This is a genomic window from Thermosynechococcus sp. FA-CM-4201, assembly GCF_054689355.1.
The window spans coordinates 609,313-625,716 of sequence record NZ_CP079920.1 but is presented as its reverse complement, the minus strand read 5'-3'; the positions used below and the strand labels follow the sequence as shown (position 1 = coordinate 625,716).

Below are 16,404 nucleotides of genomic sequence, written 5' to 3'. Positions count from 1 at the left end.
AACACCCTCAGCAAGAGACCGCAGGTTGGGGAGCACACAATTGGCTATCGATCCAGTCCAGCCATTCAGCAATGCCGGCTTGCTCTTGGACAGAAACCCAAAAAATGGGGGCGGTTGGGTTGATTTGCCGTAGGTTGTGATGCAGGAGCTGGCGATCGCAGGGCAAATAAGGAAGCAGGTCTGTTTTCGTCACCACTAGGCAATCCGCTTCGCGAAACATGATGGGGTATTTCAGGGGCTTGTCTTCCCCTTCGGTGACGCTCAGCAAGGCAATTTTTGCGTGCTCGCCAACGGCAAATTCCGCTGGACACACCAAGTTGCCGACATTTTCCACCAAGAGCAAGTCAAAGGCCTCTAGGGGAGCAACATCCCGCTCCAGAATGGCCACACCGCCGTGCACCATGGCTGCATCCAAATGGCAAGCGCGACCTGTGGTAATGGGAATCACTGGCACCCCAAACCGCCGCAGGCGATCGGCATCCAACTGAGTAGTCATATCCCCCTCAATAATGGCGAGGCGATAACGCTGCGCAAGGGTACCCAACACTGCTTCTAGAAGAGCCGTTTTACCCGCGCCGGGGCTACTCATCAGGTTCAAGCAACGCACCCCTGCGGCATCGAAATGTTCACGGTTGTGGGCGGCTTGGTGGTCGTTGGCATGGAGGAGGTTAACACCAACATCAACAATTTTGTGCATAGGCGTCTGGGGCAGTAACAATGTGGGCAATTTTCAGTTCCCGACCGGAGACAATGTCCGTCAGGGGATCGTGACAGGTGGGACAGGCATAGGCCTGCTCTAATTGGGGCTGATAGGTGTGACCGCAGCGGTGGCAATACCCCACCAACGGAATGGATTCAATGTGCAGCGTGCAGTGGGCTAGGAATGTACCGGGCACAGCCGCCGCGAAAGCAGTTTGTAAACTCTGCGGCTCCACACAGGTAAATTCCCCCACTTGCAGGTGTACTTCCTGCACCACAGGACAGGCCGCCGCTTGCCACCAGTCGTAGAGGGTTTGCAGCAGTGCCTTCGTCATATCCACTTCGTGCATTAGCGGCCTCGCCAATCAGCAACGAGTTCGGGTTGGGCAAAGGGATGAATATAGTCGGGCTTGCGGGGACGGGGCAGTTGACCGGAGCGCACCAAATGAGCCAAGGTGTCGCAGATCACGCGAGTTGCCATCAAAGAGGTGATGTCGCTGATGTCATAGGGAGGTGAGACTTCCACCACCTCAATCCCGCAGACAGGAACGCGGGGGATAATTCGTGCCAATAGACCCAAAGCCTCGCGGGGAAGCAAGCCCCCCGGTTCTGGCCAACCCGTGCCGGGGACAAAACCAGCATCAATGCAGTCAATGTCAAAGCTAATCCACACGCAGTCCGTCCCCGCCGTTGCTCGCTCGATCGCAAACTCAGCAGCGGCATCCAGACCCATCTCAGTAATATCGGTCACGGTCAAAATATTGGTGGCGCGATCGCGACAAACCTTGACCCCCGCACGGGGCACTTGCCAACCGCCAATCCCCAACTGCACTAAATTTTCGGGAGGGGCATTGCGGATATTGGTGGCGTGGAACCACGGGCAGGTGTGCATCCGCTCGTCGAGATCCGTTTCTTGGGTATCCACATGGCGATCGAAGTGGATAATGCCAACCTTCTTATCGCCCAAGTGGCGGCAAATACCGCGAATCGTGGGATAGCCAATGGAGTGATCGCCCCCGAGTACAACGGGAAATGCCCCACTGGCAAAGACATGGGCAACCGCCTTGGAAATCTGATCAAAGGATTTTTCAATGTTGGCGGGAATGGTAAAAACATCGCCAATGTCCGCAATCGTGATCGACTCCCGCAGATCAACCCCCAGTTCAAAGTTGTAGGGGGTATAAAGGGCGGAGATACGGCGAATGCCCTGCGGGCCAAAGCGAGTACCGGGACGATAGGTGGTGCCACAATCGTGGGGAACCCCTAGAATGGCAACATCGTACTTACCCACATCGTGGACATTCTCCACATAGGGCGCTTTGAGAAAGGTGTTGATGCCGGCAAAGTGGGGCAACTCTCCGCGCGAGAAGGTGGGAATGGTGCGATCGCGAATACTCTCCGCCGCTTCGAGACCATAGTGCAATCCACGGGTAACTTCTCGCTGCCAACCTATCTCTGGAAGCTTTGCTTCAGCATCTAGGCCAAATTGAGCCTCTGAAGGCGGTTCTTTTGTCATTTCTTTTCCGGTTAGACACGACAAAGTTAATGGTCTCCCGGGCTTTTATCCCGCCGTGTCACCAGAAAATATCGTCTGGCTGCCTCTCTCGGACCAGTGTACAGTTTGCCCATTAGGGTACAAACCCGGAACCCTAGAGGCGACTCTTACGAGTATTGCATCCTATGCTAGTGGGGGGCAGGGGGATAAACTGTATTGATCACTACCGTTCGCCAAAAAGTTGACTTCGGAGCGATCGCTCCACCTAGCCCATGCACCGCGACTCCCTCTTTTACCAATTGTTTGCCCAGTTACCCCAAACGCTGTTTGACCTATTGGGCATAGACACACCTCAGGGTTACCGCTTTGACTCCGTGGAACTCAAACAAACCGCCTTTCGCATTGATGGCGTCTTCGTGCCCCCTGATCCCTCAGGAACCGTCTATTTCTGTGAAGTTCAGTTTCAACGGGATACGACCTTCTATGAACGCTTCTTTGCTGAAATCTTTCTCTACTTGCGTCTGTATCGCCATACTTTTGCGGATTGGCAAGCCGTGGTCATTTATCCTGATCGCCAAACTGAACAAGAGTCTTTTGAGCCGTATCAATTGTTAGTGAATAGCGATCGCCTGCGTCGGGTCTATTTGAATGAACTCGGTTCACTTGAGGCCTTGCCATTGAGCCTAGCCCTAATGCAGCTCACAGTGCTACCCGAAGCAGAAATGCCGACAGCAGCGCGGATGCTGGCAGAGCGCACTCGCATAGAGGCAGTTCCAAGGCCAGAAGTCATAATGGAGTTGATCACAACCATTGTGCTCTACAAGTTCACCAAGCTAAGTCGCGAGGAGGTGCTGCGCATGCTGGGGTTTACCACTGAGGAACTAAAGCGGACACGGTTTTATGAGGAAGTTTATGCCGAGGGGCGAGAAGAAGGATTGCAGCAGGGATTACAACAAGGACTACAGCAAGGCGAAGCAGCCGTTGTCCTACGGCAGTTAAGGCGGCGGTTTGGCAGTGTCCCCAGTGACCTTGAAGAGTGGATTCGTCAGCTCTCTCCCACTCAAATCGAAGCGTTGGCAGAAGCACTTCTAGACTTCACTGACCTAGGGGAAGTGTCTGCATGGCTAAATCGCTCCACCTAGCCCATGCACCGTGACTCCCTCTTTTACCAATTGTTTGCCCAGTTACCCCAAACGCTGTTTGACCTCTTGGGCATAGACACACCTCAGGGGTATCGTTTTGACTCAGTCGAGTTGAAGCAAACTGCCTTTCGCATTGATGGCGTCTTCGTGCCCCCTGACCCCTCAGGAACCGTCTATTTCTGTGAAGTTCAGTTTCAACAGGATAACACACTCTACGAACGTGTCTTTGCTGAAATCTTTCTCTACTTGCGTCTGTACCGCCAAACCTTCTCTGATTGGCAAGCCATAGTCATTTATCCCGATCGCCAAGCAGAACAAGAGTCTTTTGAGCCGTATCAATTGTTAGTGAATAGCGATCGCCTGCGTCGGGTGTATCTGAATGAACTTAGTTCACCTGAGGCCTTGCCATTGAGCCTAGCCCTAATGCAGCTCACAGTGCTACCCGAAGCAGACATGCCGACAGCAGCACGGATGCTGGCAGAGCGCACTCGCATAGAGGCAGTTCCAAGGCCAGAAGTCATAATGGAGTTGATCACAACCATTGTGCTCTACAAGTTCACCACGCTGAGTCGCGAGGAGGTGCTGCGCATGTTGGGGTTCACCACTGACGAACTAAAGCGGACGCGATTTTATCAAGAAGTTTACTCTGAGGGGAGAGAAGAAGGGCGGCAGGAAGGACTACAACAAGGAGAAGCACTTGTTATTTTGCGCCTCCTAAGGCGGCGATTTGGCAGGGTGCCCAGTGACCTTGAAGAACGGATTCGTCACCTCTGTCCCGATCAAATCGAAGCGTTGGCAGAAGCACTCCTAGACTTCACTGACCTAGGGGAAGTGTCTGCATGGCTAAATCGCTCCACCTAAGAATACTGCCTCGATTGTTGATCTATTGGGATGACATGCCCTAGCCCCAAGAGGGGTAACCTCGGCTGTTAAAATTTGTGATGGATTATTCATACGTGCAGCATTTTTACCCTTAGGAGAGAACTGATTTGAGCGAAGCAGCCGTTGCCATTGTCACTGGTGCCTCACGGGGAATTGGTCGGGCGATCGCCCTAGAACTAGCGAAAGAAGGAGCCACTGTGGTTGTCAACTACGCCCGTTCTGCTGAGGCTGCCCTTGAAGTGGTGCAAATGATTGAACAGCAAGGGGGAACAGCGATCGCGATCGCTGCCGATGTGTCTGTCCCTGAGCAGGTCGACACCCTTGTGGCCAAAACCGTGGAAACCTATGGCCGTGTCGATGTGCTGGTCAACAATGCGGGTATTACCCGTGACACGCTGCTGTTGCGTATGAGCCTCGAGGACTGGCAGGCGGTGATTAACCTGAACCTCACTGGGGTTTTCCTGTGTACCCGGGCGGTGAGTAAACTGATGCTCAAGCAAAAACGGGGACGAATTATCAACATTGCCTCGGTGGCCGGGCAAATGGGCAACCCTGGCCAAGCCAACTACAGTGCTGCCAAAGCAGGCGTGATTGGGTTTAGCAAAACCGTGGCCAAAGAACTCGCCAGTCGGGGTATTACCGTGAATGCCGTTGCCCCCGGCTTTATTGCCACTGAGATGACCGCTGGACTCAAGGCAGAGGACATTCTGAAATTCATTCCCCTAGGGCGGTATGGCGACCCCACAGAAGTGGCAGGGATGGTGCGCTTTTTGGCCTTGGATCCAGCAGCCGCCTACATTACGGGGCAAGTCTTCAATGTGGATGGTGGTATGGTGATGGCCTAGGCGCCTTGGAGTAGTGCAGCAACCCATGACCGACACGATTACCCTCCCCAGTCAATACGATCCCAAGCAAACCGAGGCCAAATGGCAACAGCTTTGGGAAAGCAGTGGTGTCTTTCACGCTGATCCCAACCACCCCGGCAAGCCCTATTGCATTGTCATTCCGCCTCCGAATGTCACTGGCAGTTTGCACATGGGGCACGCCTTTGAGCACGCCCTGATTGATGTGCTGATTCGCTATCACCGCATGATTGGTCGTAACGTCCTCTGGCTGCCGGGGACAGACCATGCCAGTATTGCCGTTAGCACGATTTTGGATCAACAGTTGCAGGCGGAGGGCACCAACCGCTTTGCCTTGGGACGAGACGCCTATCTCCAGCGGGCTTGGGCGTGGAAGGAGTCATCGGGCAATACGATTGTCGGCCAAATTCGTCGCTTGGGACTGTCGGTGGATTGGTCGCGCGAACGCTTCACAATGGACGAGGGGTTGTCGCGGGCGGTGCTGACCGCTTTTAATCGCCTGTATGAAGCAGGCCTGATCTATCGCGGTAAGTATTTGGTGAACTGGTGCCCCGCCAGTCAATCAGCGGTCTCGGATTTAGAGGTGGAAAACCGTGAAGTACAGGGGCATCTCTGGCATTTTCGCTATCCTCTGACGGATGGCTCAGGATATTTGGAGGTGGCGACGACCCGTCCAGAAACGATGCTGGGAGATACAGCGGTGGCAGTTCACCCTGAGGACGATCGCTATCGCCATTTGATTGGCAAAACGCTGCGCCTTCCCCTGATGAATCGGGAAATTCCCATTATTGGCGATCCCTTAGTGGATCCCACCTTTGGCACCGGCTGTGTGAAAGTCACCCCAGCCCACGATCCCAATGATTTTGTCATGGGGCAACGCCATCACCTACCGATGATTAACCTGATGAATAAGGATGGCACCCTCAATGAGAATGCTGGTGAGTTTGCGGGTCTGGATCGCTTTGTGGCGCGTAAACAGGTGGTGGCTCGCCTAGAGGCAGAGGGCTTTTTGGTGCGGGTGGAGGACTATAAACACACCGTTCCCTATAGCGATCGCGGCAAAGTGCCCATTGAACCGCTCCTCTCAACTCAATGGTTTGTGAAAATTCGTCCCCTCGCGGATGCCACCCTCAAGGCACTGGATAAAAAACACTCCCCCCGCTTTATCCCCGATCGCTGGGCAAAGGTCTATCGCGATTGGCTCGTGAATTTGCGGGATTGGTGTATTTCACGGCAACTGTGGTGGGGGCATCAAATTCCCGCGTGGTATGTGGTCAGTGAAACCGAAGGCGAAGTGCGCGATGATACCCCCTTTGTGGTGGCCATGGATGAGACCGCTGCCCGTGCCAAGGCGATCGCCCAATTCGGCAAGGAGGTACAGCTCCAGCAGGATCAAGATGTGCTGGATACGTGGTTTTCCTCTGGTCTATGGCCCTTTTCGACATTGGGCTGGCCCGATGATACGCCAGACTATCGCTGCTATTACCCCAACACCACGCTTGTGACTGGGTTTGACATTATCTTTTTCTGGGTGGCGCGGATGACCATGATGGGGCAGTACTTCACAGGTAAAATCCCCTTCCGCGATGTCTATATCCACGGCTTGGTGCGGGATGAAAACAACAAAAAAATGTCCAAGTCCGCCAACAATGGCATTGACCCGCTGATCTTAATTGAAAAATACGGCACCGATGCGCTGCGCTATAGCTTGGTTAAGGAAGTGGTGGGTGCTGGTCAGGATATTCGCTTGGCCTACAACCGCAAAACCGATGAATCGGCAACTGTCGAGGCGGCACGCAACTTTGCCAACAAGCTCTGGAATGCCTCTCGCTTTGTGCTGCTGAATTTGGAGGGACAAACCCCCAGCCAGTTGGGGACACCGCAGCGGCGGGACTTAGCGGCCAGCGATCGCTGGATTCTCAGTCGCTACCACACGGCCATTCAAACCACCCGCGAACGCATTGAAAGCTATGGCCTTGGGGAGGCGGCCAAGGGACTCTACGAATTCATCTGGGGCGATTTTTGCGACTGGTACATTGAACTGGTGAAACCCCGTTTGCAAGGGGAAAACACCAAAGCCAAGCGCACGGCGCAACAGGTACTCGCCACGGTTCTCGATGGTATCCTGAAGCTACTCCATCCTTTCATGCCCCACATCACAGAGGAGATTTGGCACACGCTGCATCAGGTGGGAGACAATGAAGTTTTAGCGGTACAACCCTACCCGAAAGTGAATCGCCGCGCCATTGACCCTGACCTTGAAGCCCAATTTAGCCTGTTGATTGAAACCATCCGCACCATTCGCAATTTGCGGGCAGAGGCGGGGATTAAGCCGGGATTGTATATTACCGCCCTGATTGAGGCCAGTGCCGAGGAAGCCGCGATCTTTGAAGCTGGGGCGGCGGATATTCAACACTTGGCGCGTCTCGAGGCGCTAACTATCGGTACCGGACTGCAAATTCCGCAGCAGGTGTTTAGTGGTGTGGTTGGCCAGAGCGAGGTGCTCATTCCCCTAGCGGGGGTCGTGGATGTGGAGGCCTTGGTCACAAAACTCCAGAAGGAGGGCGATCGCCTGACCAAAGACATTCAATCTTTAACGGCTCGCCTCAACAACCCCAATTTTGTCCACAAAGCCCAACCCGAGGTGGTGGCTACGGCTCAGGCGCAATTGACCGCTGCCCAACAGCAACTCACGATTATTCAGCGCCGACTCCAGTCGCTAAGTGCCGATGCCTAAACCCAACCCTGATCAGTAGAAAACGGCACAGCAAGCAGTTGAGGCCTATTTGCGCGATCGCTCGCCTCGTTAACGTGCCATAAAAAATAGGGGGGTCGCTTCCCCCCTGAACTGCAATTTAATTGCAATGAACTGAGAACATCTCAGCCTTAGTAGCGATAGCCGCTGTAGCCACTGTTGGCCTGATTGGGCTTATAGACAATAAAGCTCATCACTTGGCACTGCTTGATATTGTCAAAGGCGACAACACGGATGAAGCAGTTGGGATACTCCGAGCGGCACTGCTGCACTTCGTTGAGCACCTCTTGGGCATTGGTGCAGTTAAACAGGGGCAGCTTCCACATCGTCCAGTAACGAATCTCAGCATCGGAGCTTTCGTTGAACTCCACACAGGGGTGGTAGCCCTGATCAATGGCGTACTGGATTTGGCGGGCAATTTGGGCGTCACTGAGGGGAGGCAGGTAGGAGAAGGTTTCGTAACGACGCTCTTTGGGCAGTGTTTTCATAGGTTCCTCAATTGGTTCACAGTCAATAGATTATTCAGGGGTTTCTGGGTTGCTGCTCTCAACATTGGCTTCCGACACTTGGGTCATCCGCTCCAGTTGTTGACAGCGTTGTTGCAAATTGGCCTGCTGGATGCCGGCACGTAGCATTTCTGGTAGGTAGTCGGCCACCATTTCCGCGAGATGTTCGCGTACCGTGAGAATGCGAAAACCGAGATCGGGCTGTTCGCGAAAGAGGGCTTCCAAGTAGCGTTCACCATCTTGGACACTTTCTTGACTCGTGAACTGGTGTAGCCAGAGCGATCGCGGTGGATCGGTTTCGGCCAGTTGCCCAATCACGGTTCGCACCGCCTGATAGGTGAGATAACTCATCAGGGTTTTGGTGGTTTGCTTGGCAATGTGCTTGACATCCATAGACCTACGGGGAAATCGTTGCCGTAGCTCCGATTGAACCCCAACTGCACCACCTAGATCGTGTCTTGCGCTTCAAACTCGAACTTGATTTCTTTCCAGAGTTCGCAGGCAGCAGCCAGTTCGGGACTCCAGCGAGCCGCTTCGCGGATGATGTCACCGCCTTCGCGCATGAGGTCACGACCTTCGTTCCGAGCTTGGATACAGGCTTCAAGGGCGACCCGGTTGGCAGTTGCCCCCGGTGCATTCCCCCAAGGGTGACCCAGTGTGCCACCACCAAATTGCAGCACCGCATCATCACCAAAGATTTCCACAAGGGCAGGCATGTGCCAGACGTGAATCCCACCAGAGGCCACGGCCATCACACCCGGCATCGAAGCCCAGTCTTGGGTGAAGTAAATACCACGGGAGCGATCCTGCTCAATGTAGTTTTCCCGCAGCAGATCGACAAAGCCTAGGGTGACGGCTTTATCCCCTTCCAGCTTACCGACAACGGTACCAGTGTGGATGTGGTCACCACCGGACATCCGCAAGCACTTGGCCAATACGCGGAAGTGCATCCCGTGGTTTTTCTGGCGGTCGATCACAGCGTGCATGGCGCGGTGAATGTGCAGCAGCATGCCATTGTCACGGCACCATTTCGAGAGGGTGGTGTTGGCGGTGAAGCCAGCGGTGAGGAAGTCGTGCATGATGATGGGCATTTCCAGTTCTTTGGCGAACTCTGCCCGTTTCAGCATTTCCTCGCAGTTACCCGCCGTTACGTTGAGGTAGTGGCCTTTAATTTCACCGGTTTCTGCTTGGGCTTTGTGAATGGCATCAGCAACAAACAGGAAGCGATCGCGCCAGCGTTGGAAAGGCTGGGAGTTGATGTTTTCGTCATCCTTGGTGAAGTCCAGACCACCGCGCAAGCATTCGTAAACGGCACGACCATAGTTTTTCGCCGACAGACCCAGTTTCGGCTTAATGGTGCAGCCCAAGAGGGGACGACCGTATTTGTTCAATTTGTCGCGTTCCACTTGAATCCCGTGGGGTGGCCCTTGGAAGGTTTTCAGGTAAGCCACAGGAATCCGCAGGTCTTCAAGGCGCAGCGCTTTAAGGGCTTTGAAACCAAACACGTTCCCCACAATGGAGGTCAGCATGTTGGTGACAGAGCCTTCTTCAAAGAGATCCAACGGGTAGGCAATGTAGGCGATGAACTGATTATCTTCACCCGGCAGGGGTTCGATGTCGTAGCAGCGACCTTTGTAGCGATCCAAGTCGGTCAGCAGGTCAGTCCACACGGTGGTCCATGTACCTGTCGAGGATTCTGCGGCAACGGCGGCGGCAGCTTCTTCAAAGGGCACGCCCGGCTGCGGGGTCACACGAAAGGCCGCTAGAATATCAGTGTCTTTGGGGGTGTAATCAGGGGTGTAATAGGTCAGGCGGTAGTCTTTTACCCCTGCCTGATACCCAGCTTTCTGGGATTTGGATTGCGTATAGGCCATAGACGTTTTTCCTCTTTAACAGTTACTGTGCCGAATAGAGCAATCTCTACGGGCAACCTTTGCAATGGGTAGTGTGAACGCTACGATTCCCCGAAAATGGGGCAAAATTGAGCAATGCAAAACTCAGCGAGATGATGCAACCATCCGCAAGCCTGTGATATCGTCGTAGGTCTTATGCTTAGCATCAGCTTAGTTGATACCCAATGCAATAACTTTTGCTTTGGAGATTCTTAATTATTCTATAGGTTTGGGTTATCAATCTTTAGAGTTGTTTATAGGTTTCTAATCAGAGGCGCACAACGATAGTCTCCTCTCTATTCAAAAATGATTGAGGATTATCTGGAATCAATTTAATGGCACTCATGGGGGGCGATCGCTCTATTGTTTTTGAAAAAAAGGGAGTGGAATTTCTATGAGTCCGATCATTCAATGGTACCCTGGCCACATTGCTAAGGCAGAACGCGCCCTTAAGGAACAACTGAAACAGGTGGATGTGATCTTTGAAGTGCGGGATGCACGGATTCCCCTTGCCAGTTGCCATCCCCAAATTCGGCAGTGGGCCAGTGGCAAGCACCGCCTCTTAGTGCTCAATGGCATGGACAGAATTAGCGATCGCGATCGCCAGCAGTGGCTGACATGGTTTGAGACCCAAGGGGAAACCGTCTTTTTCACCAATGCGCAGCGGGGTGAAGGGATTCGCCGACTCCAACAAGCAGCGGTGCGGGCAGGGGCTGCCATGAATCAACGCCGTCAACAGCGGGGCATGCAAGTCAGAGCTGTGCGGGCTGTGGTGCTAGGGTTTCCCAATGTGGGTAAGTCAGCCCTGATTAATCGCCTTTTGCAGCAACGGGTGGTCGAGAGTGCCGCTCGGCCGGGGGTGACGCGGCAACTGCGTTGGGTGCGCTTGTCTCCCACCTTGGAACTTTTGGATGCCCCCGGTGTCTTACCGATGAATTTCAAGAATCAAGAGGCGGCAGTAAAACTGGCCATTTGTGATGACATTGGCCAAGCTGCCTACGATCCTTGTCGGGTGGCGCCGATTCTTGTTGAGCTACTGCATCAGTTGGGACACGCCGATCGCCTCAGCGATCGCTATGGTTTAGCCGTCACTGACACGGGTGAAACCTATCTTCATGATCTCGCTACTAACCGCTACCACGGCGACTTGGAACGGGCGGCACGACAACTGTTGCAGGACTATCGCCGAGGGTACTTGGGGGCGATCGCCCTTGAGCATCCCCCTCTACAATAATATCTAAATAAAGTCAATATAAAATGTAATCAAGGGAAGGTTTAGGTAGCAATCTCCACGCCAAAGACCTCTTGGAAGACTTTGCCCACCTTGTAGCCGGAGTCAATGGACTCAAGGGGATCCTTGCGCAGTCGGTGGCGCAGACAGAGGACAATCACCCGCGCAATATCGTCAACGGTGACATCGGTGCGTCCCTCAAAGGCGGCCAAGGCCTTCGCAGCGCGGTTGGTGACAATGTCTCCCCGCAGACCATCCACATCTAGCTCGGCGCACACTTGGGAAATTTTCACCCGCAGCTCGTGATCAATGGTCACGCTGGGCAATAGGGCTTGGGCGGCAACTAGCTTGGCTTGCAGCGCTTCCTGTTGGGCTTGGTATTTGGCCAAAAAGGCTTCGGGGTTTTGATCAAATTGCGATCGCTGCTCCACAATTTCCACCCGCAGGGTTGGATCCTTGACGGTGCGAATCTCAGCGTGCATGCCAAAGCGATCCAGCAGTTGCGGTCGCAATTCCCCTTCTTCGGGGTTACCAGAGCCGACCAAGACAAAGCGTGCGGGGTGACGAATTGAAATGCCCTCGCGCTCAACGGTATTCCAACCGGAGGCAGCGGCATCGAGCAGGACATCCACCAAGTGATCATCCAGCAGGTTCACCTCGTCCACATAGAGAATGCCGCGATTCGCCTTGGCCAAGAGTCCCGGCTCAAAGGCTTTCACCCCCTCAGCAAGGGCTTTTTCAATGTCAATCGTGCCGCAGACCCGATCCTCGGTTGCCCCCAAGGGCAGATCGACCATGGGCACTTTTTTCTTGATGGTGTGAATTGGTTCACCCGCTGCCACAGCGACCTTGACCGCATCGCTCATCAGATCGGGATCGCTGGGGTGACTATTAAAAGGATCATCAGCCACCACCTCGATTTCTGGCAGCAGATCCGCTAGAGCGCGAATTGTGGTTGATTTGCCCGTACCGCGATCGCCCATGATCATCACCCCACCAATTTTGGGGTCAATGACATTGAGCAACAATGACAGTTTCATTTCGTCTTGACCGACAATTGCCGCAAAGGGAAAAACAGGCCGACGAGGGACAGCAGTCGCAGTCACAGGCATCACATCGCAAAAACAGCATTGATCATTGTGCCACATTGCGTTTGCGCTGCCACAGCAAAATTTTTCCGCAAAATCCTAGCCCTAGGTGGAGAAAGCGTGGTACCCTAAATAGGGACAACTCAAGAGCTAAGTGCTCTCACTGCCTTTGCTCTGCTCCATCCATCAAGGTTCTCAATTAGCAACAATCGCTGTGAACCAATCCAGTCATTTCACACCACTAATAAAAGCAGGGTCTTTGCGTGCCATTCTTGGCCCTAGGCCTTGGTTACGAGCGGTTTCTCACGCCCGAGTGTCCATTTTTGAATCATGTTGTTTTTAAGCTGCCTAAGGGAGGTTTCTTTATGTCCGTGCGTTTATATGTGGGCAATCTGCCGCGTGAACTGAGCCGCGAAGAGCTAGAAGCCCTATTCAACCAAGAAGTGGGCGAAGTAGGCACCACCAAACTGATTACCGATCGCAAAACTGGTAAGTGCCGCGGGTTTGGCTTTGTCACCGTTGAATCCGAAGAAGTGGCGGATCAGGTGATTGAGAAACTCAACGGCTACACCTTTAAGGACAATCCCCTCAAGATTGAAAAGGCCAACGACAAGCCCAAGTCTGAAGCGAAGGAAAAAGAAGATGCAGCGGCAGAAAAACCCACTCCCAGCAACCGCAGCAGCAATCGCAAAAATAATAAAAATAATGGGCGGCGTACCCAAGCCAATTCGGCGCCGGCTGAGTATAGCTCTATGGATACAGAAGCGGCTCAACCGGATCCCCGCTGGGCAGATGCCTTAGCACAGCTTAAGGAACGGCTCCTCGCCCAAAGCAGCAACGCTTAAGGGTTTTAGGCAGTTTCTATGACGGCGGATCCCTGGCCATTTGTTACTCCGGGTATCCCCGATGGTCTTTTTGAGCGCTTACCAGGTATTCCCCTCACCCAACGGGAAACGCGGTTATTGATGCTCTCCTATCTGCGGCTTGAGCCAGACTCTTGCCTTTGGGATGTCGGCGCCGGCACAGGGACGATCGCCGTTGAGGCAGCACGCTTGGCGAAGCGGGGACAGGTGATTGCGATTGAACGGGATGAAGAAGTCGTTGATCTGATCCAGCGCAATTGCGATCGCTTTGGCGTCAAGAATGTGCAGATTGTTGCCGGTTCGGCTCCAGATTGCTTTCCTCAGTTACGTCGCACACCGCAGCGGATTTGTCTCGAAGGAGGGCGCCCAATTAAGGAAGTTTTGCTGCAAGCATGGGAGTACCTTGCCCCCGGTGGCCGCTTGGTGGCGATCGCCAGCAGTTTAGAAAATCTCTATGCCCTCTCTGAAGGTTTCGCGACCGTCCAAGCCCGCAGCCTAGAGGTGGTGCAATCAGTGATCAATCGTCTGGAAACGCGGGGCGGCCACCAAATTTTTGCAGCAGTGGAACCCATCTTTATTCTCAGTGGTGAAAAAATTTCCTGATGGGCATCGGGCAATTGTGGGTCGTAGGTACCCCCATTGGCAATCTTGAGGACATGAGCGCTCGCGCCCTGCGCATTCTTAAGGCGGTGGATCTGATTGCTGCCGAGGATACCCGCCACACCGGCCGCCTGTTACAGCACTTTGGCATTAGCACACCGCAAATCAGTCTCCATGAGCACAATACCCAGCAGCGTGTGCCCCAACTGCTTCAGCGCCTAGAGGCAGGTCAACAGATTGCCTTGGTTAGCGATGCGGGCTTACCGGGGGTGTCTGACCCCGGCTATGAATTGATCACGGCCTGTATTGCCGCAGCTATTCCAGTGACACCGATTCCCGGCGCGAATGCTGCCTTAACAGCCTTGATGGCCGCAGGATTACCCATGAATCGCTTTTGTTTTGAAGGGTTTTTGCCGACTAAGGGGCGCGATCGCCAGCAGCGACTAGCAGCACTGCAACAGGAAACGCGCACAATTCTTCTCTACGAAGCCCCCCATCGCTTGCTGCAAACGGTAACAGAGTTATGTCAGAGCTTGGGGAGTGATCGCCCCCTCGTCCTTGCCCGCGAACTGACGAAGCGCCACGAAGAATTTTGGCGGGGAACCCTCGGCACTGCCTGCACTTATCTACAGGAGCATCCCCCGCGGGGCGAATACACCCTAGTTTTAGGTGGCGCTCCTGAACACTCTGTGTCCGTAAATCCCAATCATCTCGCTGACGAATTAGCGACACTGCTCAGCCAAGGCCTTTCCCTCACCCAAGCCAGCCGTCAACTGGCCGATCTTACGGGGCTTTCGCGGCGCGACATCTATCAACTGGGACTCCAGCTCAAACAGGCATCCCCCTAACCTTCTCCCTCAAGGGCGGCGGCAACCCATCCACAAACTGCGGATAGACGGGGAGTCGTGGCACTAATTCCCATCCCCAAGCCTGTAATTGTTCCCTGAGGGCTGCCACATCGGTATGGGGATAGTCTGGATTGACATGATCTAAGGGAACGATGCCCCCCAAATCGCGAGCGCCCGCTTCTAGGCACGCCCGAAAGACCGCTGGATCTGTAACGAGATTTGCAGGAATTTGAATCGTGATGTCCTTGGGCAAGAGCGATCGCGCCCACCGTACCACGTTCGGTAATTGCCTCAGATCAAAGGGGGGCAACGCTGCTTCCTGCTGCTGGCCGGGACTGTGGGGCTGCAAAATCACTTCCTGAATATGTCCCCACCGCCGATGACACTCAGCAATGGCCATGAGCGTTTCTGCCCAATCCTGCGGCTCTTCACCAATCCCCAAGAGCAATCCCGTGGTGAAGGGAATGCCCAGTTCCCCGGCCTGTTCCAGTTGGTGTAAACGCAGTTGCGGATCCTTGCTAGGGGCATGGCGATGGACGCTTTGCAACAACTTTGGTGTTAATTGCTCTAGCATCAGTCCCATCGAGACATTCACCGCCTTGAGAGCAGCCATTTCCGCTCGACTGAGGGGACCCGCATTGGTGTGGGGCAGAAATCCCTGATCTAACGCTAAGGCGGCTAGATTGTAGAGACGCTCTAACCATTGGGAACGCTGGGGACTGGTGGGGGCAACTTCACCGCTGAGAATCAGAATTTCTCGCACCTGTTGCGGATCAAGCCCTGCCAACTGTTGAGCCGCCGCCTCTAAACTCAACCAACCCCTCGTGCCAATATCCTGACGGAAGTTGCAGTAGGTACAGCGATTAAAACACTCGTACGTCGGCACAAGGGTAAAAGCTGGACTATAGGTGATGGTGCGATCGCTCATGGAGACTAACGAAAAAGTGCTCTTATCTCAGCACCACTGCGCTCAAGGCGGTTATTTCCTAAGCGACAGTCATCATTATTGGGGTTGCCATCGATCCGAATATCAGGATCATAGCCAATCTCCAGCACATAGCTAGGCGGGAACTCTCCTTCCGCTGGGGATGAAATGTTCCAAGGACGCTCAAAGCTCACGGTGACCTCTTGACCCACGGCCAGGTTTTGGAATGACTGCTGGCCAACTAGTCGCGACCTGCCACCGGGGATTTGTTCATACAAATAAACAATTTGTTGATTGGCGGCTGATTGATAGGTGGATGTGCCCCGGTTGCGCACTACCCCTGTAATCCGTACCTGTCCTTGAAACGGACTTGTGCGATTTAGCAAGCTAAAATTCACTGCCTGCGCTGCTGGGTCAGGGCAAGAAAGCTGGGGCTGTAAATCGCGAAGGATCGGCGGGCGAGGAATTGCCTCGAAATATCTGGGGTTGATCGTGGATTGAGCTTGAAGGGGACGTACACCCATCGCCAAGGGGGTTAACATCGCTCCAGTCAACAAAATTAGGGATAGACTTTGACGCAGCATGGTTATGGCTCCAATAGGGGTAAAGCTGTGG

17 protein-coding genes and 1 riboswitch are annotated in these 16,404 nt (G+C 53.9%); of the genes, 8 read left to right on the top strand and 9 right to left on the bottom strand.

Translation table 11 applies throughout. The features are described from left to right. Window positions 1-7: 7 nt before the first annotated feature. Genes hypB through KV190_RS03065 form a run of 3 tightly spaced genes read right to left on the bottom strand, consistent with a single transcriptional unit; the run spans window position 8 to window position 2,215 of the window. Window positions 8-697, bottom strand: a complete 690-nt coding sequence (hypB, locus tag KV190_RS03075) for a hydrogenase nickel incorporation protein HypB (protein ID WP_460194545.1) — start codon at window positions 695-697, stop codon at window positions 8-10. Next, a complete protein-coding gene (hypA, locus tag KV190_RS03070; RefSeq protein WP_460194544.1) occupies window positions 681-1,049 on the bottom strand; it encodes a hydrogenase maturation nickel metallochaperone HypA in 369 nt (122 codons plus the stop codon). Before hypA ends, hypB begins: the two co-directional genes overlap by 17 nt. Continuing rightward, a complete protein-coding gene (locus tag KV190_RS03065) occupies window positions 1,049-2,215 on the bottom strand; it encodes an agmatinase family protein (RefSeq protein ID WP_460194543.1) in 1,167 nt (388 codons plus the stop codon). Before KV190_RS03065 ends, hypA begins: the two co-directional genes overlap by 1 nt. 32 nt (window positions 2,216-2,247) lie before the next feature. Continuing rightward, window positions 2,248-2,363, bottom strand: a riboswitch (guanidine-I (ykkC/yxkD leader). Between the two features lie 103 nt (window positions 2,364-2,466). Here KV190_RS03065 and KV190_RS03060 point away from each other — a divergent pair. From KV190_RS03060 to KV190_RS03045, 4 genes are all read left to right on the top strand, one after another. After that, window positions 2,467-3,336, top strand: coding sequence for an Rpn family recombination-promoting nuclease/putative transposase (locus KV190_RS03060; RefSeq protein WP_460194542.1), 870 nt, complete (start codon window positions 2,467-2,469; stop codon window positions 3,334-3,336). Window positions 3,337-3,339: 3 nt separating this feature from the next. After that, window positions 3,340-4,197 (top strand): Rpn family recombination-promoting nuclease/putative transposase, encoded by an 858-nt coding sequence (locus KV190_RS03055; protein ID WP_460194541.1) that lies wholly within the window; start codon window positions 3,340-3,342, stop codon window positions 4,195-4,197. Between the two features lie 128 nt (window positions 4,198-4,325). Beyond that, on the top strand, window positions 4,326-5,063 hold the full coding sequence (gene fabG / locus KV190_RS03050) for a 3-oxoacyl-[acyl-carrier-protein] reductase (protein ID WP_460194540.1): 738 nt from the start codon (window positions 4,326-4,328) through the stop codon (window positions 5,061-5,063). A 25-nt stretch (window positions 5,064-5,088) separates the two neighbouring features. After that, on the top strand, window positions 5,089-7,818 hold the full coding sequence (locus tag KV190_RS03045; protein WP_460194539.1) for a valine--tRNA ligase: 2,730 nt from the start codon (window positions 5,089-5,091) through the stop codon (window positions 7,816-7,818). A 149-nt stretch (window positions 7,819-7,967) separates the two neighbouring features. On the opposite strand, the gene KV190_RS03040 is transcribed toward KV190_RS03045, so the two are convergent. From KV190_RS03040 to KV190_RS03030, 3 genes are read right to left on the bottom strand one after another with little or no spacing between them, the layout of a single operon-like run. Further along, entirely contained in the window at window positions 7,968-8,324 is a 357-nt protein-coding gene (locus KV190_RS03040; protein WP_250683123.1) for a ribulose bisphosphate carboxylase small subunit, read from the bottom strand. Window positions 8,325-8,354: 30 nt separating this feature from the next. Further along, window positions 8,355-8,735 (bottom strand): RuBisCO chaperone RbcX, encoded by a 381-nt coding sequence (rcbX, locus tag KV190_RS03035; protein ID WP_181495056.1) that lies wholly within the window; start codon window positions 8,733-8,735, stop codon window positions 8,355-8,357. Window positions 8,736-8,788: 53 nt separating this feature from the next. Next, window positions 8,789-10,216: a form I ribulose bisphosphate carboxylase large subunit gene (locus KV190_RS03030; protein ID WP_460194538.1), complete on the bottom strand. Its 1,428-nt coding sequence runs from the start codon at window positions 10,214-10,216 to the stop codon at window positions 8,789-8,791. A gap of 412 nt (window positions 10,217-10,628) precedes the next feature. On the opposite strand from KV190_RS03030, the gene ylqF reads away from it, so the two are divergent. Then, window positions 10,629-11,468 (top strand): ribosome biogenesis GTPase YlqF, encoded by an 840-nt coding sequence (gene ylqF, locus KV190_RS03025; RefSeq protein WP_460194537.1) that lies wholly within the window; start codon window positions 10,629-10,631, stop codon window positions 11,466-11,468. A 41-nt stretch (window positions 11,469-11,509) separates the two neighbouring features. Here the strand turns inward: ylqF and bchI are convergent, their stop codons facing one another. Further along, entirely contained in the window at window positions 11,510-12,577 is a 1,068-nt protein-coding gene (gene bchI / locus KV190_RS03020) for a magnesium chelatase ATPase subunit I (RefSeq protein ID WP_460194536.1), read from the bottom strand. Between the two features lie 341 nt (window positions 12,578-12,918). On the opposite strand from bchI, the gene KV190_RS03015 reads away from it, so the two are divergent. Genes KV190_RS03015 through rsmI form a run of 3 tightly spaced genes read left to right on the top strand, consistent with a single transcriptional unit; the run spans window position 12,919 to window position 14,864 of the window. Next, complete coding sequence (locus KV190_RS03015; RefSeq protein ID WP_460194535.1) at window positions 12,919-13,398, top strand: RNA recognition motif domain-containing protein; 480 nt, start codon at window positions 12,919-12,921, stop codon at window positions 13,396-13,398. Window positions 13,399-13,416: 18 nt separating this feature from the next. Further along, window positions 13,417-14,019, top strand: coding sequence for a precorrin-6Y C5,15-methyltransferase subunit CbiT (gene cbiT, locus KV190_RS03010; protein ID WP_460194534.1), 603 nt, complete (start codon window positions 13,417-13,419; stop codon window positions 14,017-14,019). Continuing rightward, entirely contained in the window at window positions 14,019-14,864 is an 846-nt protein-coding gene (gene rsmI, locus KV190_RS03005; protein WP_460194533.1) for a 16S rRNA (cytidine(1402)-2'-O)-methyltransferase, read from the top strand. The genes cbiT and rsmI overlap by 1 nt, the downstream gene beginning before the upstream one ends. Here the strand turns inward: rsmI and cofG are convergent. Then, window positions 14,845-15,792 (bottom strand): 7,8-didemethyl-8-hydroxy-5-deazariboflavin synthase subunit CofG, encoded by a 948-nt coding sequence (cofG, locus tag KV190_RS03000; protein ID WP_460194532.1) that lies wholly within the window; start codon window positions 15,790-15,792, stop codon window positions 14,845-14,847. The two genes, rsmI and cofG, sit on opposite strands and share 20 nt — an antisense overlap. 5 nt (window positions 15,793-15,797) lie before the next feature. Continuing rightward, complete coding sequence (locus KV190_RS02995) at window positions 15,798-16,373, bottom strand: hypothetical protein (protein ID WP_460194531.1); 576 nt, start codon at window positions 16,371-16,373, stop codon at window positions 15,798-15,800. Window positions 16,374-16,404 lie beyond the last annotated feature (31 nt).